Annotated in this window: 24 protein-coding genes; 21 read left to right on the plus strand and 3 right to left on the minus strand. The window is 34.9% G+C overall.

What is annotated here, in order from left to right; genetic code table 11:
* Nucleotides 1–861 (minus strand): MBL fold metallo-hydrolase, encoded by an 861-nt coding sequence (locus TDSAC_RS00870; protein WP_108308020.1) that lies wholly within the window; start codon nucleotides 859–861, stop codon nucleotides 1–3.
* 342 nt (nucleotides 862–1,203) lie between these two features.
* Here TDSAC_RS00870 and TDSAC_RS00875 point away from each other — a divergent pair, with 342 nt between their 5' ends.
* The 18 genes from TDSAC_RS00875 to TDSAC_RS00960 all read left to right on the plus strand — a co-directional run bounded on the left by TDSAC_RS00875 (nucleotide 1,204) and on the right by TDSAC_RS00960 (nucleotide 22,769).
* Nucleotides 1,204–2,433, plus strand: a complete 1,230-nt coding sequence (locus tag TDSAC_RS00875; protein ID WP_108308023.1) for an NAD(P)-dependent malic enzyme — start codon at nucleotides 1,204–1,206, stop codon at nucleotides 2,431–2,433.
* Nucleotides 2,434–2,441: 8 nt separating this feature from the next.
* Entirely contained in the window at nucleotides 2,442–2,828 is a 387-nt protein-coding gene (locus TDSAC_RS00880; RefSeq protein ID WP_108308025.1) for a succinate dehydrogenase/fumarate reductase transmembrane subunit, read from the plus strand.
* 9 nt (nucleotides 2,829–2,837) lie between these two features.
* Nucleotides 2,838–3,137 carry a hypothetical protein gene (locus TDSAC_RS00885; protein ID WP_108308028.1) on the plus strand — a complete coding sequence of 100 codons (300 nt, stop codon included), beginning with the start codon at nucleotides 2,838–2,840 and terminating at the stop codon, nucleotides 3,135–3,137.
* A gap of 32 nt (nucleotides 3,138–3,169) precedes the next feature.
* A complete protein-coding gene (gene sdhA / locus TDSAC_RS00890) occupies nucleotides 3,170–4,954 on the plus strand; it encodes a succinate dehydrogenase flavoprotein subunit (protein ID WP_108308030.1) in 1,785 nt (594 codons plus the stop codon).
* A 9-nt stretch (nucleotides 4,955–4,963) separates the two neighbouring features.
* A complete protein-coding gene (locus TDSAC_RS00895) occupies nucleotides 4,964–5,674 on the plus strand; it encodes a succinate dehydrogenase iron-sulfur subunit (protein WP_199919827.1) in 711 nt (236 codons plus the stop codon).
* 151 nt (nucleotides 5,675–5,825) lie between these two features.
* A complete protein-coding gene (locus TDSAC_RS00900) occupies nucleotides 5,826–7,175 on the plus strand; it encodes an FAD-dependent oxidoreductase (protein ID WP_108308034.1) in 1,350 nt (449 codons plus the stop codon).
* A 39-nt stretch (nucleotides 7,176–7,214) separates the two neighbouring features.
* Nucleotides 7,215–8,054: a fumarate hydratase gene (locus tag TDSAC_RS00905; protein WP_108308037.1), complete on the plus strand. Its 840-nt coding sequence runs from the start codon at nucleotides 7,215–7,217 to the stop codon at nucleotides 8,052–8,054.
* Nucleotides 8,055–8,092: 38 nt separating this feature from the next.
* Nucleotides 8,093–8,563 (plus strand): ImmA/IrrE family metallo-endopeptidase, encoded by a 471-nt coding sequence (locus tag TDSAC_RS00910; protein ID WP_150130262.1) that lies wholly within the window; start codon nucleotides 8,093–8,095, stop codon nucleotides 8,561–8,563.
* Between the two features lie 82 nt (nucleotides 8,564–8,645).
* The gene (gene lepA, locus TDSAC_RS00915) at nucleotides 8,646–10,454 is read left to right on the plus strand and encodes a translation elongation factor 4 (RefSeq protein WP_108308042.1); all 1,809 of its coding nucleotides are present in this window, start codon (nucleotides 8,646–8,648) and stop codon (nucleotides 10,452–10,454) included.
* A complete protein-coding gene (locus tag TDSAC_RS00920; RefSeq protein ID WP_108308045.1) occupies nucleotides 10,438–11,577 on the plus strand; it encodes a coproporphyrinogen-III oxidase family protein in 1,140 nt (379 codons plus the stop codon). The genes lepA and TDSAC_RS00920 overlap by 17 nt, the downstream gene beginning before the upstream one ends.
* A 38-nt stretch (nucleotides 11,578–11,615) precedes the next feature.
* The gene (locus TDSAC_RS00925) at nucleotides 11,616–11,801 is read left to right on the plus strand and encodes a DUF951 family protein (RefSeq protein ID WP_108308048.1); all 186 of its coding nucleotides are present in this window, start codon (nucleotides 11,616–11,618) and stop codon (nucleotides 11,799–11,801) included.
* 24 nt (nucleotides 11,802–11,825) lie between these two features.
* On the plus strand, nucleotides 11,826–12,911 hold the full coding sequence (locus TDSAC_RS00930) for a DegT/DnrJ/EryC1/StrS family aminotransferase (protein ID WP_108308051.1): 1,086 nt from the start codon (nucleotides 11,826–11,828) through the stop codon (nucleotides 12,909–12,911).
* 84 nt (nucleotides 12,912–12,995) lie between these two features.
* The gene (locus TDSAC_RS00935; protein WP_108308054.1) at nucleotides 12,996–14,654 is read left to right on the plus strand and encodes a single-stranded-DNA-specific exonuclease RecJ; all 1,659 of its coding nucleotides are present in this window, start codon (nucleotides 12,996–12,998) and stop codon (nucleotides 14,652–14,654) included.
* Nucleotides 14,655–14,683: 29 nt separating this feature from the next.
* On the plus strand, nucleotides 14,684–17,017 hold the full coding sequence (locus TDSAC_RS00940; RefSeq protein WP_108308057.1) for a RelA/SpoT family protein: 2,334 nt from the start codon (nucleotides 14,684–14,686) through the stop codon (nucleotides 17,015–17,017).
* A 4-nt stretch (nucleotides 17,018–17,021) separates the two neighbouring features.
* The gene (gene uvrC, locus TDSAC_RS00945; protein WP_108308061.1) at nucleotides 17,022–18,647 is read left to right on the plus strand and encodes an excinuclease ABC subunit UvrC; all 1,626 of its coding nucleotides are present in this window, start codon (nucleotides 17,022–17,024) and stop codon (nucleotides 18,645–18,647) included.
* 229 nt (nucleotides 18,648–18,876) lie between these two features.
* On the plus strand, nucleotides 18,877–19,965 hold the full coding sequence (locus TDSAC_RS00950) for a murein hydrolase activator EnvC family protein (protein ID WP_108308064.1): 1,089 nt from the start codon (nucleotides 18,877–18,879) through the stop codon (nucleotides 19,963–19,965).
* A gap of 363 nt (nucleotides 19,966–20,328) precedes the next feature.
* A complete protein-coding gene (locus tag TDSAC_RS00955) occupies nucleotides 20,329–21,459 on the plus strand; it encodes a murein hydrolase activator EnvC family protein (protein ID WP_108308066.1) in 1,131 nt (376 codons plus the stop codon).
* A gap of 62 nt (nucleotides 21,460–21,521) precedes the next feature.
* Entirely contained in the window at nucleotides 21,522–22,769 is a 1,248-nt protein-coding gene (locus TDSAC_RS00960; protein ID WP_150130264.1) for a M16 family metallopeptidase, read from the plus strand.
* Here TDSAC_RS00960 and TDSAC_RS00965 read toward each other — a convergent pair whose 3' ends face one another.
* The gene (locus TDSAC_RS00965; protein WP_321165937.1) at nucleotides 22,770–24,116 is read right to left on the minus strand and encodes a MiaB/RimO family radical SAM methylthiotransferase; all 1,347 of its coding nucleotides are present in this window, start codon (nucleotides 24,114–24,116) and stop codon (nucleotides 22,770–22,772) included.
* Entirely contained in the window at nucleotides 24,088–24,360 is a 273-nt protein-coding gene (locus TDSAC_RS00970) for a stage V sporulation protein S (RefSeq protein ID WP_013755587.1), read from the minus strand. Before TDSAC_RS00970 ends, TDSAC_RS00965 begins: the two co-directional genes overlap by 29 nt.
* Nucleotides 24,361–24,752: 392 nt before the next feature.
* Between TDSAC_RS00970 and TDSAC_RS00975 the strand changes: the two genes are divergently transcribed.
* Genes TDSAC_RS00975 through TDSAC_RS00985 form a run of 3 tightly spaced genes read left to right on the plus strand, consistent with a single transcriptional unit; the run spans nucleotide 24,753 to nucleotide 26,881 of the window.
* Complete coding sequence (locus TDSAC_RS00975; RefSeq protein ID WP_150130266.1) at nucleotides 24,753–25,499, plus strand: pseudouridine synthase; 747 nt, start codon at nucleotides 24,753–24,755, stop codon at nucleotides 25,497–25,499.
* On the plus strand, nucleotides 25,486–25,767 hold the full coding sequence (locus tag TDSAC_RS00980) for a sulfurtransferase TusA family protein (protein WP_108308078.1): 282 nt from the start codon (nucleotides 25,486–25,488) through the stop codon (nucleotides 25,765–25,767). The genes TDSAC_RS00975 and TDSAC_RS00980 overlap by 14 nt, the downstream gene beginning before the upstream one ends.
* Nucleotides 25,754–26,881, plus strand: a complete 1,128-nt coding sequence (locus tag TDSAC_RS00985; protein ID WP_108308081.1) for a cysteine desulfurase family protein — start codon at nucleotides 25,754–25,756, stop codon at nucleotides 26,879–26,881. The genes TDSAC_RS00980 and TDSAC_RS00985 overlap by 14 nt, the downstream gene beginning before the upstream one ends.

Below are 26,881 nucleotides of genomic sequence, written 5' to 3' on the forward strand. Positions count from 1 at the left end.
TTACACCTCGAAAGTTGAGCCAACGCCAGAAAAAATAAATCTATCCTTCAATTCGTTTGAGCATCTTGAAATCATCTCAAGTCCCGTGCAGTGTGTAAAGGCAACTCTGTCTGGATTCAAGATTTTTAGGGCTTCAATTGTCTTGTCCTGTTGTTCCTTAGATGCTGGTCCAAGATGAGATCCCCCAATAATAGCGTCTAACTCCTTGCATCTCGTTGTTCTTTTGCCTTGTTCAATAATATTTATTACTCCCATATGGGCACATCCTGTCAGGACGGATAGTCTATTGTCATCTTTAAAATATATACTCATGTCTTCTTCAAATGTATCTGATACTAATTGCCCTTTTTCATCGAGCTTTAAAAGATTTTGGTCAGTTATTTCAAAGTTGTTTGATGGTTCTATCTGATAAGATAAAAATATGTCTTCATCAATTTTGATTGGTGAGTCTAAAAATATAAAATTGGCTCCAAGAGATTCAAGCATTTCTCTGGTAAACGGTATTCCTATAAAAGTTATCTTCTTTGTTTTTTTGGAAAAAGTTTTCTTAAAAATATTGTGGTGAGCGTAGATTTTTATGTCCTTTCTAAGATAGTCAAGCAAAGTAAGAAGCCCACCGGTATGATCGCTGTGATTATGTGAGAGAATGATTGCATCGATATTTTTCAAATCCTTTTTAAGCCTGTGCGCATTGTTTATTAGGGCTACGCCGCTTGAACCAGTATCGTAGAGAAAGGTTTGTTTTTCGGATTCGATTAAAGCGCTAAATCCGTGTTCTGCAAGAAGATTGGCGGGTCTGGAAGAAAGAACTATATTATCTACGAGAATTGTTATTATTTTTTTACCTGTTTTTTTTTGCATAATCTTGCCTCCTTAATTAATTTTAGATTAAGCATTAAAAGTTTTAAAAAATGCTTTCCCAAAAGCTGGCATATATCTTAGTATATAAGATCTTTATTTAAAATGATATAAAAAATAAGTAAAGCTTATTTTACTTCAAAAATTTATTATTATAAAATTTTAATTTGTAAACTCTTGTTAAAATTGATATGTATAATTTATGAAAATTATAGAAATGTTTAAAATATCATAAATAATGTGTTTAAATTTTTTATGCGAAGGAGGGTGGTGGTCTAAATACTGTTATCCAAAAATCTTAAAAACCCTTTGTTCAGTTTGAACTAATTTTAAGGAGGAATTAAATTGTCTTTGAAAGAAGAAGCACTAATTTTTCATAGAAAAACTAAAGGAAAAATATGCGTTGAGAGCAAATCAGTCATTGAAAACGTTCACGATCTTTCTTTAGCCTACAGTCCGGGTGTAGCCGAACCAGTTAAAGAGATAGCTTTTGATCCAGAAATGGCATATTATTATACTTCAAAATGGAATATGGTAGCTGTAGTTACTGATGGAAGCGCTATTTTAGGTCTTGGGAATCTTGGGGCTCTGGCATCTTTGCCTGTTATGGAAGGGAAAGCAGTGTTATTTAAAAAATTTGGAGGGGTTGATGCTTTCCCAATCTGTTTGAATACAAAGGATACTGGGAAAATAATTGAGACAGTAAAGCTTATAGAACCAGTATTTGGAGGAGTAAATCTGGAAGACATCGGCGCTCCTAGGTGCTTCGAAATTGAAAGAGCACTTAGGGATGAACTCTCTATTCCAGTTTTTCATGACGATCAGCACGGTACGGCTGTAGTTACTTTGGCAGGTTTACACAATGCTTTAAAGATCGTTGGAAAGAAGTTAGAAGAAGTGAAAATAGTAATAAATGGGGCGGGTGCAGCGGGTATATCTATAGCAAAACTTCTCGTTCACATGAATGCTAAAAACGTAATACTTTGTGACACAAAGGGCACAATATATCAGGAGAGAGGGCAGGGGATGAACCCTTATAAGGAAGAGATCGCGCAATTTACGAATCCTGAAATGATAAGGGGGACGCTTGCAGAAGCCATGAAAGGGGCAGATGTATTTATAGGTGTCTCGGTTAGGGATGTAGTTAATCAGAAGATGATCAAGTCTATGGCAAAAGATCCCATAATATTTGCGTGCGCAAACCCAGATCCAGAAATACACCCAAATGCTGCAAAGGAAGCTGGAGCAGCGGTGGTTGCTACAGGAAGATCTGATTTTCCTAACCAGATAAACAATGTTTTGGGTTTCCCTGGTTTGTTTAGGGGAGTTCTTGATGTTAGAGCGAGGATAATAAACGACGATATGAATGTAGCAGCAGCAGTTGCAATTGCTGATTCTGTAGAAGATGACAAACTTACTCCAGAACACATAGTTCCGTCTCCATTGGATCTTGAGATATATCCTCGCGTAGCAGCAGCAGTTGCAAGAGCTGCAATGAAGTCTGGAGTAGCTAGATTTGCAGTTTTACCAATTGATGTCGAGCTTAATGCGCGTAAATTATTAGGACTTAATTAGGAGGACTTATGTTAAAAGAAGTTCCAGAGCTAAAATCTTATAAAATTTTTCCAGGTAGTTTTTTGTTTTACTTGCATAGGATTACAGGTTTATTGCTTGGCTTATACTTTTTGTTTCATATATTTTATCTTTATGGGATAAGATTTGCTGACCCATCCCTTATACCATTTTTTGAATCAATGCACGCTTTTCACGAAAGTCTTAAGATCATAATTAATCCTGGCGTTGCTTTTATTGCAGTTTTTCACGTAATGAACGGATTGAGAATTATTGTTTTTGAATTTGAGCCCAATTTTGCCATAAAGGAAAGGCAGGTCGGATGGTTTTATTGGGTAGTTGGAATTACTATCATTGCATTTATGGTAAAGATTGCCCAATCGATAATTTTTGGTTAGGAGGTTAATGTGAGGTATAATCGCTTTCTTATGCGTGCAAATGCTAAAGACATGTGGTTTTGGCAGCGCGTTAGCGCTATCGCACTTATAATTTTACTTATTTTACACGTTTTTAAATTTGCACTGTTTTTTCCTGTACATGTAGCTTTTGCAGCTTTTGTTTGTGTGCATTTATACATTGGTATGATTGCTATTACCAGAGAATATATAAAAAAGCCAACTCTTAACACGTTCTTGAATATGTTTTATTTAGTTCTTTTTCTGGTTATGTTTTTTGCAGCTTTTAGAATTGCAGAGGTTACTTTTTAATTATTAATTTTGATAGTTGAAAGGAGTCAGAAGTGAAAGATCCAAAAGTTTTAACCGAAAAGGTAGTGGATGTGCCGTTAAGAAATATCCACAAGCACGATGTTGTTATAATTGGGACGGGTCTTGCAGGTCTTTGGGCTGCTATAAAGTGTAAGAGTGCGGGACTTGATACCGCATGTATGACGAAGCTTTCTATGCCACAAAGATCGCATTCGACTGCTGCTCAGGGGGGTATAGCTGCTAGTTTGGGAAGCTTAGAAGAAGATTATTGGGAATGGCATATGTTTGATACTGTTAAGGGATCTGACTTCTTGGCAGATCAGGATGCTGCTGAGATCTTAACAAGGGACGCTATTACTATTGTTAGAGAATACGAACATATGGGCGCTCCATTTTCCAGAACTCCTGATGGGCTTATTGCTCAGAGAAAATTTGGTGGCCATGTGAAAGACTTTGGAAGAGGGGGCCCTGTTTTAAGGGCATGTTATGCTGCTGATAGAACGGGTCACGTACTTCTTCATACTCTCTGGCAGAAGGCGCTGGAATTGGGAGTTAGGTTTTATACTGAAATGTTTGCAATAAGCCTTATATCTGATGGCCCAAAATGTGCTGGAGTAGTTACATGGGACACAAAGAATGGAGGTCTTCACGCTTTTAAAGCAAAAGCCACTCTTATTGCTACTGGAGGTTATGGTAGAGCGTGGAAGATTACTGCTACCTCTTACTCATACACTGCTGATGGTCAATATATGGCTTTGAGAGCAGGTGTTCCACTTGAGGATATGGAATTTTTCCAATTTCATCCTACAGGCTTATTTGACAGGGGTATTCTTATGACAGAAGGTTGTAGAGGAGAAGGTGGGTATCTAATAAACGATCTGGGTGAGAGATTTATGAAAAATTATGCTCCAGAAAAGATGGAGTTAGCACCGAGAGATATAGTAAGTAGAGCTATAACAAGCGAAATAGAGGCTGGAAGAGGTATAAATGGAGGACCATACATATATCTTGATATTAGACATTTGGGCGCTGAAATAATAAATACAAGACTACCACAAATAAGAGAGATATCAATAAAGTTTGCTGGAGTTGACCCTATACATGAACCTATACCAATAGTGCCTACTGCACATTATTCTATGGGTGGAATACCTACGGACGTAGATGGAAGAGTTTTGTTTGACGGCAAATCACAAATTTTTTCAGGCCTGTACGCTGCAGGGGAATGCGCGTGTGTAAGCGTTCATGGTGCGAATAGACTTGGATGTAACTCTACCCTTGATGCATCTGTATTTGGTAGACGTTGTGGTTTAACTATTGTTAAAGATTTTGCAAATCTTGAACACTTGCCCCTTGAAGAGGATAGCGCTAAGATGGCAAAAGAAGAGATAGAGTTTATATGGAATCAGAAAGGATCAATAAGACCTGAGGAAATAAGAAACGAGCTTCAGACCGGCATGCAAAATTATGTTGCAGTTTTTAGGGAAGAAAAAGGACTTTTAAAAATGATATCCATTATAGAAGATATGCATAAAAAGATGAAAGAGATGCTTATTAGCGATAAGTCTCTTGCATATAACACTACTCTAATGGAGGCAATGGAGCTAAGACATCTGATAGCTGCAGCCGAAGCTGTAACGTATGGAGCTTTAAACAGAACAGAATCAAGAGGTGCTCAAGCAAGGCGAGATTATCCAAAAAGAGATGATGAAAACTGGCTTAAACATACTTTGTATTTTAGAGATGAATCTGGTTTTAGGTTTGATTACAAGGATGTCAGGCTTACTAGATTTGTCCCTGAAGAGAGAAAGTATTAGGAGGTAATTGTGGGAAACTTATATAAGCTTACAATTTTCAGATACGATCCAGATTCTAACAAAACATCAACCAGTAAATATGAGGTTGAGGTTACTGAGAGCCACTGGACGTTACTTGACGTTTTTAAATATATAAAAAATAACCTTGATGATACTCTTACCTTTAGGTATTCTTGTGGTCAGGGTATTTGTGGTTCATGTGCAGTGACTGTAAACGGGAAAAGTATTCTAGCCTGTGAAACTCAAATGAAGTTTTTGGATAGCTTTGACCTTGTAATTGAACCTCTTAGGGGATTTCCTGTGATAAGAGATTTGGTTGTAGACCATAGTCTGCTGGATGAAAAGGTTAGGAGAGTAATGCCCTGGCTGGTTTGTAAAAAAGATCCGGAATCTGATAAGGAAAGGTTCCAATCTGTTGATGATAGAGCAAAACTTGATGGTCTTTATGAATGCATAATTTGTGGTTCGTGTGTCGCAGCCTGTCCTACCTTCTGGAAAAACAAAACATTCTTAGGTCCACAGGCCCTTTTATATGCCTGTAGGTTTATGCTGGATTCCAGGGACGAGGGGAAAAACGAGAGATTCGAAATACTTGCTGATAAAGACGGCATATATGGATGTCATACTATATTTAACTGTATGGAGGTCTGTCCTAAAGAACTCAATCCGGGGAAAGCTATACTTGAGTTGAGGAAGATGTTTATGAACGAAGAATTTTAAAACCAAAGGACGCGCTATCTTAACTTTTTTTGTCCCTAATGAGGATGAGGGTTTTCTTCATCCTCATTTTTGTTATCTTAATTAAGATGTAAAATATCCAAAATTATATTTATAATAATCTATATTAAATTTTATATTCTTTGGAGGAACTATGCCTATTAAAGAAAGAGTGAAGTTAAGAGAGCTTTTACCAGAAGACAGGATATGTAACTACAACGAGATAGCTTTGGGATTAAATGAAAAAGAATTGGAATATGAGGCCAATAGATGTCTTCAGTGCAAGAAACCAAGTTGTATAAAGGGTTGCCCTGCAGGGTTGAATATACCAAGGTTTATAAAACTTGCTAGAGAGAAGAAATTTAACGAAGCGCTCTCTGAGATACTCGAGGTAAATCCGTTTAGCGCGACTTGTGCTAGAGTTTGCCCTTATGGCTTTCAATGTGAGGGGAGTTGCGTTTTAAATAAGACAGGTAGACCTATAGCGATAGGAGCTATTCACAGATTTATATCTGATTACGGTGAATATCAAATGAAGATGGTAAATGAGAGCGAAAGGATAAATGGTAAAGTTGCAATTATTGGGGGTGGCACTGCAGGTTTAAGCGCTGCTTTTGAACTTTCGAGGCATGGAGTAGACGTTGATATTTATGAATCCAGGCCAGTAATAGGAGGGCTTGCGCGCGCATGCATCCCGCCTTATAGACTTGCAAGAGAAGTTCTAGATAGAGAAATAGTATACATACTCTCTCATGGGGCTAAGATAAAAAATAATATATCTGTTGGTAAAGATATCCCCCTTAATGATTTTTTGGATATGTACGATTACGTTATTCTTGCAGTTGGAGCAAGCAAATGTTGGTCTTTAAGGCTTTTGTCTAATGAAGGGAAAGACTTTTTCGCCTATTCAGCAATAGAGTTTATTGAAAACTATATGTTCAGGAAAAAGGTTTTTGACAGAGGATTGAAAATTCTTATTATAGGTGGTGGCAACACCGCAATAGATGTGGGCAGGATATCAATAAGAGAGGGACTTAATCCATTAATTGTTTATAGAAGAGGAAAGGAACAAATGCCTGCCCTTCCAAAAGAAATAGAAGAAGCAGAAGAAGAAGGTGTAAAATTCAAATTTTTTGAAGTCCCAAAGAGAGCTATAATTGAGAATAACAAGTTAAAGGGGATAGAGGCATTAAAGGCGAAGTTAGGGCCACCAGACGAAAGCGGTAGGCCTAGTTTTGAGGTTGTTGAAGGCAGTGAACACTTTATAGAAGGAGATGTTCTGGTTTCCGCTATAGGTCAGGAGGTTGACACTGAAGTTTTAACGGGTTGCGATATTCATCTAGAAAGAGGTTTGTTGCCATACGACTTTGGTGGAAAATACAAAGATAAAGTTTTTCCTTGTGGCGATGCAGTCAGTGGGCCGTCGGTGGTTGTAAAGGCTATGAGAAGTGGACTTGAAGTTGCGAGAAAGGTCATAGGGAAACTTAAAGAGAGCACTTTCTAGTTAATTTTGATTTTTTAGGGTAGATTTTAGGAGGCTTATATGAGAGATTTATCTGTTGAGTTAATTGAAGATGCTGTAAAAGAGTTAGTTATGGATGCTAACTATAATGCTCCTGAAGACGTTAAAAAGGCTTTTGATATTGCTCTTGAAAGGGAAGAATCTGAGGTAGGGAAAAAGATATTTCTTGAGTTTAAGGAGAATCATAAATTGGCATCTCGAGAAAAGCTTGGCATTTGCCAGGATACAGGTCTTGCTGTGGTATTTTTATATATTGGGCAAGACGTACACCTTGTTGGTAAAGACATATATGATGCAATTAATAGGGGTGTAGAGAGAGGGTATGCTGAAGGTTATTTAAGGAAATCAACTTGTGATCCTTTCACAAGAAAGAATTTAGGTACCAATACCCCAGCAATAGTTCATGTGAAATTCATTCCGGGAGATAAAGTAAAAATTGTTGTTATGCCAAAGGGTGGTGGCGCAGAAAACATGAGTGCTCTAAAGATGTTTGCTCCGTCGGCTGGTCTTGAGGGAGTTATGGACTTTGTAGTTGAAACCGTTGAAAAAGCTGGGCCTAATCCTTGCCCACCTACTATTGTAGGAGTTGGAGTGGGTGGTAATTTTGAGTATGTAGCCTTTCTGGCAAAAAGAGCTCTTCTTAGACCTGTAGGTTCAAAAAATCCCGACAGGAGGCTAAGTCGCATAGAAGAGGAATTGCTTGAGAGGATAAATAAACTTGGGATTGGGCCTATGGGGCTTGGAGGCAGAATAACGTCTCTTGCTGTTCATTTGGAGGTTGAACCCTGTCACATAGCATCTTTACCTGTAGCGGTAAATATAGAGTGTAACGCTCACAGGCATAAGAGCATAGAATTGTAATATAGCTTTTATTTATTTGTGTTGAGATTAAATAATTTATGAATAAAGAGGATTACTGTAAAATATACCCGCCTGTTTTGCCATTGATTGAAAGGTTTCCAGATTTGATTAATTTGGTTAAACCTATTGAGACAATACTTGAAGAAAACGGCATTGAGGTATCATCTATAGATTTTCCCTCTATTATGGGACTGTGTGTCAAGAAGGGTGCAAGGTCATTTATCGGATATAAAGAGGGTGTGGCAAATTACATTAAAGAGGAAATATTGTTGCACGAGCTGACCCATTTAGTTTTGCATAATGAAAATACTCTTTGTCTTGTAGGAGATATGACAAGCAAGCTTGAACTTGAAGCATGGAAGGTTACCGCTGTAATACTAATACCGAAAAAATTTAAGTTTGAGAGCACTAAAGATGAAGATTTTTATGCAGAAAATTACCTGACCTTTGAAGAAGGATTAATTAGGTCTCCAATGCTTATAAACTTAAGAAATTCTATGAGGCTATAAAATTATGAATAATAAATTCCTCACTCTTCTTGTATAATTAAGTTTACTTCTAACTTGTAATAGCTTAATATATAAAAGGAGTATAAATTTGGATAATATAAGAAATTTTTCGATAATTGCTCACGTAGATCACGGAAAATCGACCCTTGCGGATAGGCTGCTGGTTAAATCAAAGATAGTAAACGAAAGAAAACTTGTCCCCCAGATGCTCGACAACATGGATATTGAACGAGAAAGGGGCATAACAATTAAGGCAAGAACAGTAAGGCTGGATATTAATTGGCAGGGTAAGGACTATATATTAAATCTTATAGATACTCCTGGTCATGTAGATTTCTCTTACGAAGTTTCTAGGTCGCTTGCTGCATGTGAGGGTGCAATTTTGCTAGTTGATGCTAGTCAGGGGATAGAGGCTCAGACTCTGGCGCATGGTCTTCTTGCCATAGAACAAGATCTCGTTTTGATACCTGTAATAAACAAAGTGGATTTGCCCACTGCTAATGTTGAGGGGACAAAAAAGGAAATAATGGATGTTTTTGGCTTTAACGAAGATGAAATAATATTGACCAGTGCAAAAGAGGGTAAGGGGATAGATGAAGTAATTTCTGCAGTTATTGAAAGAATTCCTGCTCCAAAAGGAGATGTAAGTGAGCCTCTATCGGCTTTGATCTTTGATTCACATTATGATTCTTATAGGGGCGTTGTCGCGTATGTAAGAGTGTTTGAGGGTGAAATAAAAAGCGGCATAAATATAAGACTTCATTCAACAGGAAAAACTTTTGAAGTACAGGAGATTGGGTATTTTAGAATAGGGCCTGAGAAAACTGATGCTTTAAGGGCAGGAGAAGTTGGGTATGTGGCTGCAAATATAAAAAATATAGAGGATACACGAGTAGGGGATACCATTGAGGAAGAAAAAAGACCAGCGAAGAAAATTTTAAAGGGATTTAAGCCCCCATTATCAATGGTTTTTTGTGGACTTTACCCTATAAATACTGATGAATATAACCTTTTGAAGGATGCAATTATGAAACTGAAACTAAACGATGCTTCGCTTGTTTTTGAACCAGAAACGTCGGCTGCTTTAGGATTTGGTTTTAGGTGTGGCTTTCTTGGCATGCTTCATATGGAAGTTACTATTGAGAGGATTAAAAGAGAATTTGATATCGATCTTATAATTACTCCACCTTCTGTGGTTTTTGAAGCTGTAAAGCAAAACAATGAAATAGTAAAGATTCATAACCCCTTGAAAATGCCAGATCCTGGCTCGATAATATCTCTGAGAGAACCGTATGTAAAAGTATCTATTTTCTCTCCTGCAGAATATATAGGTGCTATTATGGAACTTTGTTCAAATAAAAGAGGAAATTATATAGACATGGAATATCTAGATGTAAAAAGGGTAATAATGAGGTTTGAAATGCCATTATCTGAAATAATTTTAGACTTTTTCCCTTTGTTAAAAACCAAAACAAGAGGTTATGCTTCTCTTGACTATGAATTTATTGGATATAGAGAATCAGATCTTGTTAGGCTAGATATATTGGTTAACAGGGAAAAGGTGGATGCGCTTTCTTCAATAGTTCACAGAAGCAAGGCTCAGGAAATTGGATCAAAAATCGTCTCTTCTTTAAAAAAGTTGATTCCCAGACATATGTTTGAGATACCTATTCAGGCTGCAGTGGGTTCAAAAATTCTTGCCAGAGAAAACATTGCTGCAATGAAGAAAAACGTTTTACAAAAATGTTATGGAGGAGATATAACTCGTAAGAGAAAGCTCCTGGAAAAGCAAAAGGAAGGGAAAAAGAAAATGAAAATGTTAGGGGATGTCCAAATCCCTCAAGAAGTGTTTTTTGAGATTTTGAAGAGCTCTAGTGAACAAAAAAATTAGCTTTTTTTTAGACGACTTTGAATTAGGCAAAGACAGCGTTTTGGGCATTTATATACATATCCCTTTTTGTGAAAAAAGGTGCAATTATTGTCATTTTTTTTCAAGAATTTTAAAGCCAAACCATATTGAAAAGTTCTTTGAGGCGCTGGTTTCTGAAATAGAGTACTACGAAAAAACTGATAGAAATTTATTTGAGAAATCGTTTGTTGACAGCATATATTTTGGTGGTGGAACTCCTTCCATGGTAAAGCCATTTGTGTTAAAAAATTTAATTGAAATTCTTGGTTCTAAATTTAATTTTAAGAACCCGGAGATTACTCTTGAAGCTCATCCAAAATCTTTTTTAGAAAATTATAAGGACAAAAATGACGTATTTTTTAACAGGTTGAGTCTCGGGATAGTTTCTTTTGAAGAAAAGGAACTTTTAAACCTTAATAGAGAAAATTTTGGTTATCCAGCTCTGATATTAGCAAAAGAGCTTGGTATTGAAAACGTTAACGTTGACTTGTTAATAGGAATACCTGGTCAAAATTTAGCTTCATTTAAGAAGTCATTAGATATTATTTGCCAGTTTGACAATGTAAGAGGTGTATCCATTTATCCTCTTGAAGCTGACTTTGTTGAATCAGATGAAAAAGTACTTGAGCTTATGGATTATTCTGAAGAGTATTTGGATAAGATGGGATATATAAGATATGAGATTGCTAACTATGCAAAGGATGGTTTCTTTTGCAGACACAATTTGAAGTATTGGGAATATATGAATTTTTTGTCATTTGGCCCCTCTTCTTCATCAAAGATTGGAAATCATAGATTTAAGAGGTCTTCAAATCTAAATAGCTATCTGGAAAAGAAGTTTTTTTTAGAAGAGGACATAAGACTTTCAGAAGAGGATCTCTTTTTTGAGAAAATAATGATGGGGCTTAGATTGATGAAGGGAATCAAAATTTCAGAATTAGAGACCCAATTTGACAAAGGGCTTGTAGAAGACTTTTTAATAAAAATTAAAAAGTTCGAAGAACTTGTTAAAATAGAAAATGATATGGTTTTTCTTACTAAAAAAGGTATTATTTTTATGAACGATTTTTTGGTAGAAATAATGCCCGATCGAAAAGTGCTTTGAATTTAGAGAATTTCTAAGATTTTGCAAGAGGTGTTATATTGTTAAGTGATAAAGATGGTCTTTCAGAAGGAATGACTCTAAAATCAAGAGTGCCCCATGTTTGTGGCTCAAACTTGTGGACCATTATTTACCTTGGATCTGATGTAGTTCTCAGATGTAATAATTGTTCAACTGTAGTAATGGTTCCAAGAAAGAAGTTGTTTAGAAAATTTAGAAAATTGTAGTGAAAGCATTTTGGAGGAAAAAAAATGATTAAATTAGCAGATTTTAACAAAGAATATAATAAATTAAAAAACGAGATAGATAGAGAAGTATTGAAAGTACTAGATAGTGGATCGTATATAATGGGGAAAGAGGTAAGAGATCTAGAAACTAATCTTTCCAATTATCTTGGCGTAAAGGCCTATACGGTTGCTTCCGGGACAGATGCGCTGTTAATTGCCCTGAGGGCTGCTTCTATTGGTCAAGGAGATGAGGTTATAACCACTCCGTTTACTTTTGTTGCTACTGCAAGTACTATAACTTTTACTGGAGCTAAACCTGTTTTTGTAGATATTGACGAAGAGACCTTTAACATAAATCCAAAATTAATTGAAGAAAAGATCACTGAGAGGACAAAGGCTATTTTGCCAGTTCATCTTTTTGGGCACAGCGCTGATATGGAAGAGATATTGAGAATTGCAAAAAAGTATAATCTAATTGTAATAGAAGATAATGCTCAGGCATTTGGTTCGCTTTACAATGGCAAAAAAACTGGTTCAATAGGAGATATTAGTGCCCTTTCGTTTTTTCCTACAAAAAATTTGGGTGCGTATGGGGATGCTGGTGCGGTATTTGCAAAGGATGAAAAAATTTGTGAGAAGATTGATATGCTCAGATCTCATGGAAGTAAAAAGAAATATTTATATGAAATTATAGGATACAATTCTAGACTGGATACTATTCAGGCAGCAATTTTGAACGTGAAGTTAAAATATTTTGAGAATTTTATAGAAAAAAAGAGAAAACTAGCGAGTATCTATCTTGAAGAACTAAAGGGTTTTGTTGCCCTCCCTGTAGAAAAAGAAAATTGTCGTCACAGCTATCATCAATTTACCATTAGAGTAAAGAATAGAGATGAACTTTTTTCATATTTATCTTCGAACAACATACAATCAGCTATCCACTACCCATTGCCTCTACATCTTCAAAAGGCTTTTAATTATCTCGGTTATAAAGAAGGTTCTTTCCCAGTTGCAGAAAAGGTGTCAAAAGAAGTTCTTTCCCTTCCTATCTTCCATACATTGAGCGAGGAGGAAATATATAGAGTTTGTCAGGTTATAAAAAACAGATAAAAATTGAATTTGAAGGCAAACGTATAAGATGTTTTGTTTTAAGAAAAGATCATCTTTATATGTTTGTCAAAAGGCTTAGCGAAAATGTCCTGTGATCTGCCTAGATACAGATGGAAAAAGCCCTTATTCGAAAATATTTTAGATAGAAGCGTTTATGGGTATGTAAAATATATTCTTGAAAACAGACAGCTATCTAAAAGCCATATTGAAAAGTTTTTAAATATTTCTATAGACAATTTTGACCCTAAGTTTGAAAACGATAGCGTAGAAAGGGCCATTGAGGTTTTTAGAGATATGATTAATGCTAATGAACCTATTGGTATTTTTGGGGATTATGATGCTGATGGAATAACTTCTGTAGCGATTCTTTGCATTTTTCTTTCTTATCTGGGTAAAAAATTTATATTTAAGCTTCCTACAAGAGATGAAGGCTATGGCATTAGAGTTGATGTCTTAGAATTCTTTAAAGATATGGGCATAAACAATATTATTGTGTTGGATTCCGGTTCAAACTCTAGAGAAGTATGGCAGGCCGCTAGTAAAATGGGGCTTAATTTGCTTTATCTAGATCATCATGAGATTCTTTGTGATTTAGAGAAGGATCTAAACCTTGTAAATCCTCATTTGTGGAATGGAGATCTACTTTGTAGTGCTGGTGTGATATTCAGGTTCTTAATGCTATTGGACAAGTTCAAGAGCTGTTGTGAAGTATTTCCTACTTTACTGGAATTAGCTACTATTGGAACAGTTGGAGATTCTGTAGAATTATTGGGAGACAGCAGGATTATTGTAAAATTGGGTTTAAATCAGCTAAAAAACAGCACAATTCCAGGAATTGTAAATTTTTTTAATGTCAGATTGCCTTATATTACAATTGAAGACTTGATGTTTTATCTGGTTCCGCTGATAAATTCTGCTGGAAGAGTTGGTAAGCCCGATCTTGCTCTGAGTTTCCTACTTGAAAAAGATTTTCATAAATCCATTGAAAAGTGTGATCTTCTTGAATCTTTGAATCAAAAAAGAAAATCTATTCAAAGTCAGTTTTTTTCTATATGTATGAGTATTTTGAACGAAAGTTTATATTCTCCACATGTTCACTTTATGAGATTGGACGACTGCCCTAAGGGCATAATTGGTCCTCTTGCATCTAGACTTGCGTGTTCTTATAAAAAACCCTTTTTTCTTTGTTCTGGAGAACAATTGTTATACGGTTCAGGGAGGAGTCCTGGAAACGATATAGATTTGATAGAATTATATAATCAAATAAAATCAGAATATCCAGCAATAAACGATCATTTTATAAACTTTGGAGGTCATCAAGGCGCTGTTGGTTTTACAATAAAAAGAGATGCCTTTCCTGAAATAAAAAAGAGATTTGAAAGGTTTAGGATAAGAGAAAGTATCCCATTTTTAAATATCGATATATCCTTTGATGGCTTTTCAATTGACGATAACTTTTTTAGATCTTTAAAGGCTATGACCCCCTTTGGATTTGGCAACCAAAAGGTTTTGGTTCATACTAAAGGAGTAGAGCTTAAAAGCCTTGAAAGCAGCATAGATTATTCTGAAGTTGTAGTTTTTAAGCACTATAATAACATTAGATGGATAATAAAAAATAATAGACAGATTTTAAAAGATTTGCTTAACGCAAGATTTGACGTTGTTTGGGAAGCAAAGGTTAAAAACGATGGAATTGACTTTGAATTTTTGGACGCAAAAGTAGTTTTTTTGAATTGTTGTTAGCTATATTTTGAGAGGAAAAAACTATTAGTATGTCAGTAAATCAGGAAAAGAAATTAAATACTTTAAAAAAGCCCTCAGATGAGAAGGAATCTGTTAAGAATCTGGGTGCTGATTTGGCCGTTAATAACTCTGGTTCAGATATTCAAGCCTTATCAGAAGTAGAACCCAATTTAGAAGAGCTCTTTTCTAATTTTCCTGGCTTAAAAGAGCTATTAGATGGTTTCGATGAGTCTGAAAGAGAATTTTTATTAAGGTGTTTTGTTTTTGCATATTCTAGACATGGTGACCAGAGGAGGCTTTCAGGCGAGCCTTATATATATCACCCTCTTAACGTTGCGCTGATACTTAAAGAGGTTGGAATGGATTATAGATGCTTAGGCGCTGCGATTTTACATGATGTTCTTGAGGATACACAAACATCACCTGAAGAAATAAAAGCAAATTTTGGTGAAGATATCCTGGTTCTTGTAGATGGAGTAACAAAACTTGGAAAATTAAGGTTCAAATCTCCAAGGGAGAGACAGGCTGAGTCTTTCAGGAAGATGTTTGTAGCTATGGCAAAGGATATTAGGGTTGTTGTAATAAAGTTAGCTGATAGACTCCACAATATGAGAACCCTTGAAATTCTTGCCAACGAGAAAAAGGAACACATAGCAAATGAAACTCTTAAGATATTTGCACCTTTAGCTCACAGGTTAGGAATGTGGGTTATCAAAAGCGAATTAGAAGACCTTGCCCTCTATTATCTTGATAGAGACATGTTTAATCATATTTTAATGTATATGGAATCGAACATCAACAATCACGTTAATTTTTTATCAAAAATAGAGGGTATATTACAAGAAAGTTTCCAAAAAGAGTTAAACTGTAACTTTAAGATAAAGAGAAGAAAAAAACACATTTATAGCGTTTATCAGAAACTCAAGAGAACTAATAAAAGTATCGATGATATTTACGACATATTTGGTTTAAGGATAATAATAGGTGAAGACGTAGAAGGAGAAGATCCATATATTAGCAGTTGTTATCATGTTCTTGGAATTATTCACTCTCTTTTTCCTCCTATTCCGGGCAGATTTAAGGATTTTATTGCAGCGCCAAAACCTAATAACTATCAATCGCTTCATACTACTGTATTAGGTCCTGGAGGGATTAGGGTTGAGATTCAAATTCGAACAGCCAAGATGGACAGAATTGCAGAAGTTGGTGTGGCAGCGCACTGGCTTTATAAAGAAAGAAAAACTAGTTCAATCAGAGATATAAACGAACTAAAGCTTATATGGCTCAGACAGCTTCTTGAGTGGCAAAGCGACATAAAGGGCGCAGAATTTATGGATATGGTTGAGTCAAGCTTTAACGAGGAAGAAATCTTTGTTTTTACACCGCAAGGAGATATATTAGATCTTGAAGCCGATTCAACTCCTATAGATTTTGCTTATAGAATTCATACAGAAGTTGGTAATAAGTGTATTGGTGCAAAGGTTAACTCTAAGATGGTAGCTTTAAATACCCCTCTTCAAACAGGAGATGTGGTAGAGATCGTAACTTCAAAGAATGCAAAGCCACACCTTTCGTGGTTAAACTTTGTAAAAACAAGTTTAGCAAGACAAAGGATTAAAAGTTATTTTAAAAAGGAACACAAGAACGAAGCAGTTTTGGCAGGCAGACAAAAAATACTAAAAGAATTGTCCAGACTAAACATAGTTATAGAAGAAAATCAAAGACAAAATCTAATTCTTGAGGTTGCAAAAAAACTTAACTTTGCTTCTGCTGATGATCTTCTGGCTGCAGTTGGATTTGAAGATATTTCCGCGCACAGCGTTGTAAACAAGATTAAGGATATGATTGTAAAGCCTGAGGAGACCTTACCCACCTTTAAGGCAAAGGAAGTAACAAAGAAAAAAGATGACGTTATAAAAATAGGAGATATTGGCGGGCTGGAAGTTACTTTTGCTAAGTGTTGTGGTCCTGTTCCAGGAGATAGAATAAAGGGTTATGTTAGTCGTGGAAGAGGCTTGATAGTCCATAGAGAGAACTGTCCAAATCTTTTGAAACAGATTGCCAGAGAAGGTAATGATAGAATTGTAGATTTAAATTGGAATAACCAGCTGAAAGCAGAATCATATGAAAGTTATATGATAGTTGAGGGCACAGACAGAGTAGGTTTTATGAAAGATATTCTTATTAGAGTTGCCAGTCTGAACGTAAATGTGGTGAAGGCTTCTGTAAATACTAATAAGGCAAAGAAAAAGGTTTACATGATCTTGGAAGTTCAACTGAAGGATAATCTTGAAAGAGAGAAATTGATAAAGGAACTAAGAGAAGTTCCAGATGTAATAGATGTAAGACAAAGAGGAGAATGAACTAGTGTTTTTAATTAAAGATTTGAACCTGGAAGATATCCCTGAACTTCCAGGCGTTTATATGTTTTTCTCGAAGGAAAAGAAGCCATTATATGTAGGCAAGGCGATAAATCTTCTAAACAGGTTAAGAAGTTATCTTAAAAGCAAATCACACGATCAAAAAACTGCCTTAATGTTAAGCGAAGCAAGGTATCTGGACTTTATAATTGTAAGAAACGAATATGAAGCTCTTATTCTTGAAATGACTCTTATAAAAGAAAAGGTTCCAAAATATAACGTTCAATTAAGAGACAACAAATCATATCCATACATAAAAATAGATTTTAACGAAGATTTTCCAGCTTTAGAGTTGTTTAGGGGTAAACCAAAGGATAAAAAGAACGTTTTGTACATAGGTCCATATCCTGATGGTTCGAATTTAAGAAACCTTTTAGGTTATATAAATAACACTCTTCCTTTGAGAAAATGTTCGAAAAATACCTTTAAGCATGCTAAATCGTTTTGTATAAGATATCAGATGAAACAATGTTTAGCCCCTTGTGTCGGACTAACCAATAAAGAAGATTATAAAAAGATATTATTGATAGCGAAAGATTGGCTTTCAGGCGATCTGGACAAAGTTAAAAAAGACATGGTTAAAGAGATAGAGAGGTTTTCTAATGAAGAAAATTTTGAGCAGGCGGCAAGGCTTAGAGATAGCCTTTCATATATAGAATCGTTTTCAGATATAAAAGTGGTAGATCCTCAGGGAAAGTTGAACGCTGACGCAATTTATATTAATAAATTGGGAGACGTATCTCTTGTTCAAGTAAGACATGGCCTTGTTTCAACCAATATAATAAAAAGAATGACTAATGTTGAACAAACAAATCTGCATGATGCTGTGCTGTTTTTTTTATATGACTTTTATTCGAATATAGAACCTGGAAAATTTGTTTTTATAAATGTTTTTCTTGATGAAGTTGGTTTGATCGAAAGGTTTTTGCAAGAAAAGTGGGGCAAAAAGCGAAAAATAAAGGTTATAGATGAAGAATTACTTCAAGATGTAGATCTTTTTAAAAAAAATAAATCCAGGTTGAATATTAAATATATAGAGATCTTGAAGATTGCAAAGGAAAATTTATTTGTAAAAGATAAGATAAACATTTTTAAAGCAGGTTTTGAAAGACTTTCAGAAATATTTGGCAGAAAAATTTCATTGGTTTATGCCCTGGATATTGCGCATTTTCAAGGGGAGGCTACAGTAGCAGGCCTATCTGCGGCTGATGAAAGGGGATTGAGAAAAAGATATTATAGAAGAGTAAGACTTACAGATAATAACATAGATGATTATGCGTCTATGGATGAGGCGCTCAAGATCATTTCTAAAAAAAATATAGAAGCAGATATTTTGTTGATAGATGGCGGTTTGGGACAATTAGAGGTTGCATTAAGAAATTTAAAGGATTCTTACACAACTGTTATATCTCTGGCAAAGGGAGAAGAAATTATATACCTGATGGATAAAAAAGAGTTGAGACTACCAAAGAGCGACTATGCTTTGAGGGCATTAATGTACTTGAGGGACGAGGCACATAGATTTGCTAACGAATATCGTAAATACCTACTTTCCAAAACCAGAAAGCCTTGAAGATCTGAAAGCTGTTTAATTTACTTTAGTTTTATTTGTGCTAAAATAACCAAAAAATTATTTTGTTTTTTGAATTTTACACTATTTTTTGGCTCTTTTTAGAGAGGGAGGTCTTTTGTGCTAAAGCTTATGAGATCGGGTAAGTTTATATTCTTTGTAACCATAATACTTGTTATTGTATTTATACTAACTTCGGTAATTCTGTTTTTACCTGTATTCCCAAGGTGAAATGAATCGATACATAATTTCTCTCCTACTTTCACTTTTTCTTCTAACGGTTATATTGCCTTATGCTATTGGAAAATCAAGGGATGGTGTATCCACAGGAGATATTGAGCTAGAAAGGCTAAAAGGTGAAGTCGATCAAATAGAGGAAAATTTGAACCGTTTAAAATTGTACGAAACTAAAGGTGCAGATCAACTTAGTATTATAAATGCGAATTTGACTCTAAAGGAAGCCGAGATAAAGTATGTTAATTATAAGATAAATCTAATAGAAAAAAATATTTCTGATACTACTTCACAGATAGAGCATCAGAAAGACATAATTCAACAAAAGGAACAAGAGGTAGGCAAGAGACTTAGATCTATATATATGATGCAAGAGCTCCCATTCTTAGACGTTATTCTATCGATGAACAATAATATTAACGATTGGTTTGAAAGCGTTATTTTGTTTCAGAGGATTGAAAGTCAGGATAGAGACGTTCTTGATCAATATTCTCTGGCTGAAGCAAAATTAAGAGATCTATTACAATCTCAGAATAACGAGAAAAGTAAACTTTTTGATCTAAAACAGAAACTCTTTCAGAAAGAAAAAAGAATTATTGAGCAAAGAAACGAAAAAATGGCTTTACTTTTAAAAGATACAAATAGTGAAGTGTCTTATAACCAACATACTCAAGATCTTAGTTCAAGATCACGTGAAAGCTCGAGAGGCTTTATCTGGCCTGTAGTAGGGCCTATTACCTCAGGATATGGTTGGAGGATACACCCAATTTTTAAAATTCCAGAGTTTCATACGGGTATTGACATAGGTGTGCCTTATGGTACTCCAATATTAGCGGCAAAAAGCGGAGTGGTTACGTACTCAGGATGGGGAACTGGTTATGGTAATCTGGTGATTTTAAACAATGGTTCAGGAATCGAAACAAGATATTCTCATGCAAGCAGATTGGCGGTTTATGTGGGTGAAAGAGTTAGACAAGGGCAGGTGATTGCTTATGTTGGCAGTACAGGTTGGTCTACGGGCCCTCATTTATTTTTTGAAATAAGGATCAATGGTAAACCTGTTAACCCACTAAACTATTTACCGTAAGTCTTCAAAACTCTTTTCAAGTAACGTTTATTAACCTGGCAAGAGCGAGTTCATCTTTTGAAAATATGCAGGAAATAACTAGCAATGATTTATGTAAAGATACAAATAAGTAACCTTATTTGTGAGGTCGTAGGGACTTTTTGATCTACTTTTAAAATGAGAACAATTCGACTGTGCTAAAATAAAGTATTTGGAGGTTTTTTGAGATTTATCTTAATATTTTTGGCTCTTTTTAGAGAGGGAGGTCTTTTGTGCTAAAGCTTATGAGATCGGGTAAGTTTATATTCTTTGTAACCATAATACTTGTTATTGTATTTATACTAACTTCGGTAATTCTGTTTTTACCTGTATTCCCAAGGTGAAATGAATCGATACATAATTTCTCTCCTACTTTCACTTTTTCTTCTAACGGTTATATTGCCTTATGCTATTGGAAAATCTAATGAACAACTTGAGCAAAAGAGAAGTGAGTTAGAGAATATTAGAGCCCAAATTGAAGAAAAAAGAGCAATTTTAAATCAACTAAGACAACAGGAAAACTCAATTATAGGTCAAATAGATCAAATTGATGCGAATTTAGATCTTAAAGAAACAGAGCTAAAGGATGTAAATTATAGGTTGAATCTTTTGCAACAAAAGATTCAAGATACTAATTCTCAGATCAATTATCAAAGAAAAATTATTCAAGAAAAAGAATTGCAAGTTGCAAACAGACTGAGATCAATTTATATGATGCAAGAGCTCCCCTTTTTCGATATTGTTCTTTCAATGAATAATAACGTTAACGATTGGTTTGAGACCTTTTTCATTTTTGAGAGGATTGCATCTCAAGATAAGGAAGTTCTTAACCAGTATAACGTTGCAATGGAAAATCTGAACATGCTTTTAAAAACTCAAGAAGAAGAAAAGACAAAAGCTTTAGAACTCAAAAACGATCTTGATCAGAAAAAACAAGAAATTATTGCTCAAAGAAGTGAGAGACAGGTTATATTGAAAAATATAATGAGTAATAGGGCTTCTTACGAAGCAGCTGAGGCTGAATTACAGGCAAAGTCTCGGGAAATAGAAGCCTTTTTGAGAAATTTGGGTTCAGGTCCACGCGTGGGAACTGGTAGATTTATATGGCCAGCATCAGGCCCCATCACCTCTCCCTTTGGCCCAAGATTTGATCCGTATCTACATGTTCAAAGTTTTCATACGGGAATTGATATCGGCGCAGAATATGGCTCTCCTATAGTGGCTGCAGACAGCGGACGCGTTGTATACTCTGGGTGGTATGACGGTTATGGTAAGGCTATTATTATAGATCATGGGGGAGGGGTATCAACGCTTTATGCTCACGCAAGTAGATTAATTGCGTATGTAGGCGAAAATGTAAGACAGGGACAGGTTATTGGATATGTTGGGGATACTGGTTATGCAACGGGACCTCACCTTCATTTTGAGATAAGAATTAACGGTAAACCTGTTAATCCCCTGTTATACCTGCCATAATATAATTAGCTCTGACTTTATAAATTGATAGTTTGCGTTTTAAAACTTTTTGGAGGTGTATTTTGCAAGAATTTTATTTTCCTGAATTTAAAGTTATTGAATTAAAAAATTCTCTTAAAATTGTTTTAATTCCAATTTTTGAGTCTAACAGCATAGTTACTTCTTTGTATCTAAAAGTTGGAAGTGCTCTAGAGGATTATAATACAAACGGATTGTCACATTTTCTTGAGCACCTATTATTTAAGGGAACAAAAAAGAGAAGTGCCTATGACATCTTTTGTGATATTGAAAGCGTTGGCGGTGAGATAAATGCTGCTACTTCTAACGAATATACAGTCTTTTACACTTATCTTCCATATGATTCAATAGAGTTATCCCTTGATATGATATCAGATATTGTTTTTCATCCTGTTTTTCCAGTAGAAGAAGTTGACAAAGAGCGCCTGGTGGTGTTAGAAGAGATGAAAAGGTCTTATGATAGAATACCAAGCTGGAATTTTAATAATTTTTTGAAAAAATCATTTCCTGAGAGCACTTTGGGTTTTCCAATAATTGGTAGAGAAGAGGTAATTTCTAATATAGAATACGAAAGGATTATAGAGTTTTATAAAAAATTTTATGTGCCAAGCAATTCAATTTTAGTTATTTCTGGAAAGTTTGATGAAAAGGAAGCTCTTGATTTATCAGAAAAATATTTCGGAGTTATACCTGATGTGGGAAAGAATTTTTTTGATTATTCTGTTGATGGTTTTCCCGAAAAAGTATTTTTTGTTGAAAAAAGAAAAGATATAAAACAGGCTAGTTTGATTTATGGTTTTAGAACCAATGGTTATAGAGATAGAGAGAGAGTTATCTTTGATATAGTTGATGCATATTTAGGATCGGGAGGAAGCTCTGTTTTGTTTCAGGAAATAAGAGAAAAAAGAGGTCTTGCTTATGACATTTCTACTTTTAATTATGTGTTTAAGAAAGCATCTGTGTTTGGTGTAATTTCTGGACTTAACCAAAGGTATTTGAATGAAGCTATTGAAGTTATCAGAAAAGAAATTGAAAGATTGAAGAAAGAAGGAATAGACGAACAAGAACTTTCAAGGTTAAAGAGACTTTTAAGGGGGCGCTATTTGTTGGATTTTGAAACGAATTTCAAGATTTCAAGTTTGATAGGTAAACATATATTATTTGATGAGATAGACTACCTTATGTCTTATCTTGAAAAACTGGACAAAATTTCTCCAGAACAGATTTTAGAGGTTGTTAACGAATCTTTTGATTTCGATAGAGAAATTATTTGTCTTATAAAGAGAGAATAATTATACTTCCTCTCCCATCATATAATGGGAGAGGACGTTTGTGATGTAGACTTTTGTTTTTAATCGCTGATCGAGTTTATTTCCCTTTTTAAAAATAACTATTTGATGTCCTTTTGTTCTTGATGAGATAAAACCCTTCTTTTTTTTGTCTTCTCCTCTTATGAGGACGTCCAATGTTTTGTTTAAGTACTGTTGTCTAAAGCTGAGTGAAATTTCCTCAGCCTTTTTTATTAGGATATTTGCCCTTTGTGCCTTTTCCTGATATGAAATATTGTCTTCAAATTTTGATGCAGGTGTAAAAGGCCTTTTTGAATATATTGCTATATTTACTGTATCGTATTTAAATTCTTCAATTGCGTTTAGAGTGTCTTGAAAGTCCTTGTCTGTTTCACCTGGAAATCCCACGATAAAATCTGATGTTATAACTGCATCAGGTATTATTTTTCTTATCATATGTATAGAATTTCTATATTGTTCGACGCTATACTTTCTATTCATTAGTTTTAGAATCCTATCGGAACCAGATTGCATAGGAATGCTAAAATAATTGCATAAATTATCATATGACGCTACGGTTTCTAATAATTCTTTTGTAATCATTGAAGGATAACTTGTTATACACTTGAACCATAAATTTGGAAATTTCTTAGCACTGATCTCCAAAAGTTCTTTAAGAGATGCTCCGATATCTTTTCCATAGGAATCACAGTTTTGACCAAGATATATAATCTCTTTGAATCCTTGCTCACATCTTTGAGAAACTTCGCTCAATATACTTTCTAGAGACCTGCTCCTTTCTCTTCCCCTTCCATACGGAACTGCACAGTAAGTACAAAATTGATCGCATCCGGATGAAATTGGAAGGTATGCACTGGGAAAATCGTGTTGGTTCTCAGGAGCAGGGATACAATCTGGGTTTGTTATAGATTCCTTCAGATTAATATAATTTGTTTTTTCTATTATATTTTTAACAATTGTTTCGACATCTTCAAGCGATGCAGGGCTAAAGAGAACGTCAATCTTTGGAAATTTTTCAAGTATCTTTTTGCCCCATATTTTTGCCTGACACCCGCCAAGTGCAAAACACTTTAGTTTCCTTTCTTTTTTATATTTTAAATATTTTCCTATTCTTGCAAGGGCTTTGTTTTCAGCATTTTCTCTAACAGCACATGTCAATAGAACAATTATTTCAGCATTTTCTGGATTTGATTGGGATAAGCCATGCTTTAAAAAGAGAGAGGCAAAAACCTCTCCCTCATATTTGTTCATCTGACACCCCAAAACCTCAATAAAAAAGGTTTTGGGCAATTCGTTTAGCTTAAGATTGTGGCCTTCTTGGTTCAACAATTAATTTTACAGCTGTTTTAGCTTCACCTTGAATTTCTACATCTGCAAAAGCAGGTACGCAGATAAGATCTATTGCGCTGGGTGCAACATAACCTCTAGCTATAGCTATTGCTTTTATTGCTTGATTCACAGCTCCAGCACCTATAGCTTGTAGTTCTGCTCGCCCTTTTTCTCTTATTGTGTTTGCAAGGGCACCTGCTACAGCATTTGGATTTGATTTAGCACTGACCTTTAGTTCTGACATGCTATGACCTCCTTTTGTAAGTAGCGTTAGATTTTAAGATGAACACTATAATAGTTAATTTTCATAAAAATATAACCTGTTTGTCAAGTGGGTAATTTTAAACTAATTGGACTTGATATAAATTAATTGTCATTTTTGATAAACAATAATCTGGTATAGTTTATAATTATAACTAAGTTAAGTTTGAAAGTTTAGTATTTTACTATGTAGTTAGGCTAAGACAATATTTGTAATCTGGTTAATATTGTGTTCTCCATCATAAGAGTTGTTCAGGCAATAACTGTTATTAGTAGTTTTCTAATAATAGTTTGATAAGTTTTATATAATGAGTTAAAATTATATCAGATATAAATTATTTATATAGATTGGGGTTAGTGGTAATTAAAAATTATATGCGCATTAATAAGTTTTTGAGTTTTTCTGGTCTAACTTCTAGAAGGAAGGCAGAGACACTTGTCCTATCTGGAAAAGTTGAGGTTAATGACAAAGTTATTTCTGATCTGTCTTATAAGGTTGATCTGAATAAAGACGTTATAAAGGTTGATGGCAAATTAGTTGAAATAAAAAAAAGAAGACATTATTTGCTTTTTTATAAGCCGAGATGGGTTTTAACTGCTCTTGGAAAAGACCCAGGAGGCTTAAAAACGTTAGATGGATATCTTAAAGGCTTAAAACTAAGGCTTTTCCCTGCAGGGAGATTGGATTTCGACTCTGAAGGGTTGCTTCTTTTGACAGATGATGGGGAATTTGCTCACAAAATACATCATCCATCCTTTAAGGTTATTAAAAAGTATCAAGTTTTAGTCAATCCTGTATTTGATATGGTTGATAAGGAAAGAGTACTTTCAGGTTGTGTTTTGATGGGAAAGTTTGTTAAACCAGATAACTTTAAGATACTCAAAAATTTATCTGATGCCTCTTGGTTAGAAATAGCATTTCATGAAGGAATGAAACACCTTATAAAAGAGTATCTAAAAAAAATGGGATATAGCGTTAAAAGGTTGATTAGGGTAGGAATTGGAGATTTTAAATTAACTGGAATTCCGGGATCGTATAGGTGGTTGAGCGAAGAAGAAGTGTCTAATTTCAAAAAAAAGTATTTTGGTGATACGGCTGGTGATAGCGATGGAGAATATTAAATTTTTAAATCCGTTAAAGGTAAACAAGACTATTGATATAGTTTATCTTATGTGTCCAATGCATATCGTTTCAATTAAAAAGGCCCTTAGAGAATTAAAGGAGGGGGAGATACTTGAGGTATTAAGCGATTTTTCCCATGCACTTGAAGATATACCAAATTGGTGCAAGATGTCAGGACACGAATTTTTGGGAATTATAGAATGTGATGATTACGTGAAATTTTATATTAGAAAGTCTCAGGTTGACCCACTTAATGATCTATCTTGATTATTACTCTACTTCTCCAATAGAAGATGAAGTTTGTGAGGCGATGTATCCATATTTGAAAGAAAGGTTCTTTAATCCTCTTTCAAAAAATAAAATGGGCGCTATGATAAAGGAAGAAATTGAAAAAGCAAGGTCGAAAGTAGCTAAACTAATAAATGCGAGCGATGACGAGATTATATTTACATCATCTGGCACGGAATCAAACAACACTGTTATTAAAGGTTTGTCTTTTGCTTATGAAAAGAGGGGCAAGCACGTTATTACCTCAAAGTCTGAACATCATTCAGTATTGAATCCAATGAGAAGTCTTGAAAGAATGGGTTTTTATGTTACGTTTCTGTCACCAGATAAATATGGAGAAATCAAACCTTCTTATGTGGAAAGTGCAATAAGAGACGACACAATGTTAGTTTCGTTAAGTTTTGGTTCTGTTGATGTGGGAACCATAAACAATATAAAAGAAATAGCTAAAATCTTGAAAAAGAAAGATATTTTGTTTCATACTGATGCTGTGGCGGCAGTGGGTAACGTTCATATAGATGTAAGGGATCTTGGTGTGGACTCCTTATCTTTTAGTTCTCACATTTTTGGCGGTCCTAAGGGAGTAGGCGGTTTTTATCTTAGAGATGGCCTGAGATTTATGCCTCTAATTTATGGCGGGCCCCAAGAATTTGGCAAAAGAGCTGGTACAGAGAACGTGCCGGGAATAATTGGTATTGGAGTTGCAGCTGAATTGGCAATGCTAAACCTTGATAAAAGGATTGAAAAAAGAAATAAATTAATATCTGAAATTAAAAAAATACTTTCTCTCGATGGTATAAAACTCGTAGGAAAGGATCTTGAAAGGTTACCAGGACACCTTTCTTTTATTATAGATAAAGTCAAAAGTTCAGATATGATTTCTTATCTTGAATCAAACGATATATACGTTTCGAGTGGTTCCCCATGCGTTTCTTACGCGCTTAAAGCTTCGCCAGTTCTTATAAGCATGGGATATACCTTTGAACAGGCGTCAAGCATAATAGCACTATCTACAAGCCACAAAACTACCGAAGAAGAAATAGGCCTTTTCCTTGAAATTTTTGAAAGGGGTATCAAGAAGCTAAGGCGCTAG

Origin of the sequence: Thermodesulfobium acidiphilum, assembly GCF_003057965.1 — a bacterium.
In the GTDB taxonomy this organism is placed as follows: Bacteria; Thermodesulfobiota; Thermodesulfobiia; order Thermodesulfobiales; family Thermodesulfobiaceae; genus Thermodesulfobium; species Thermodesulfobium acidiphilum.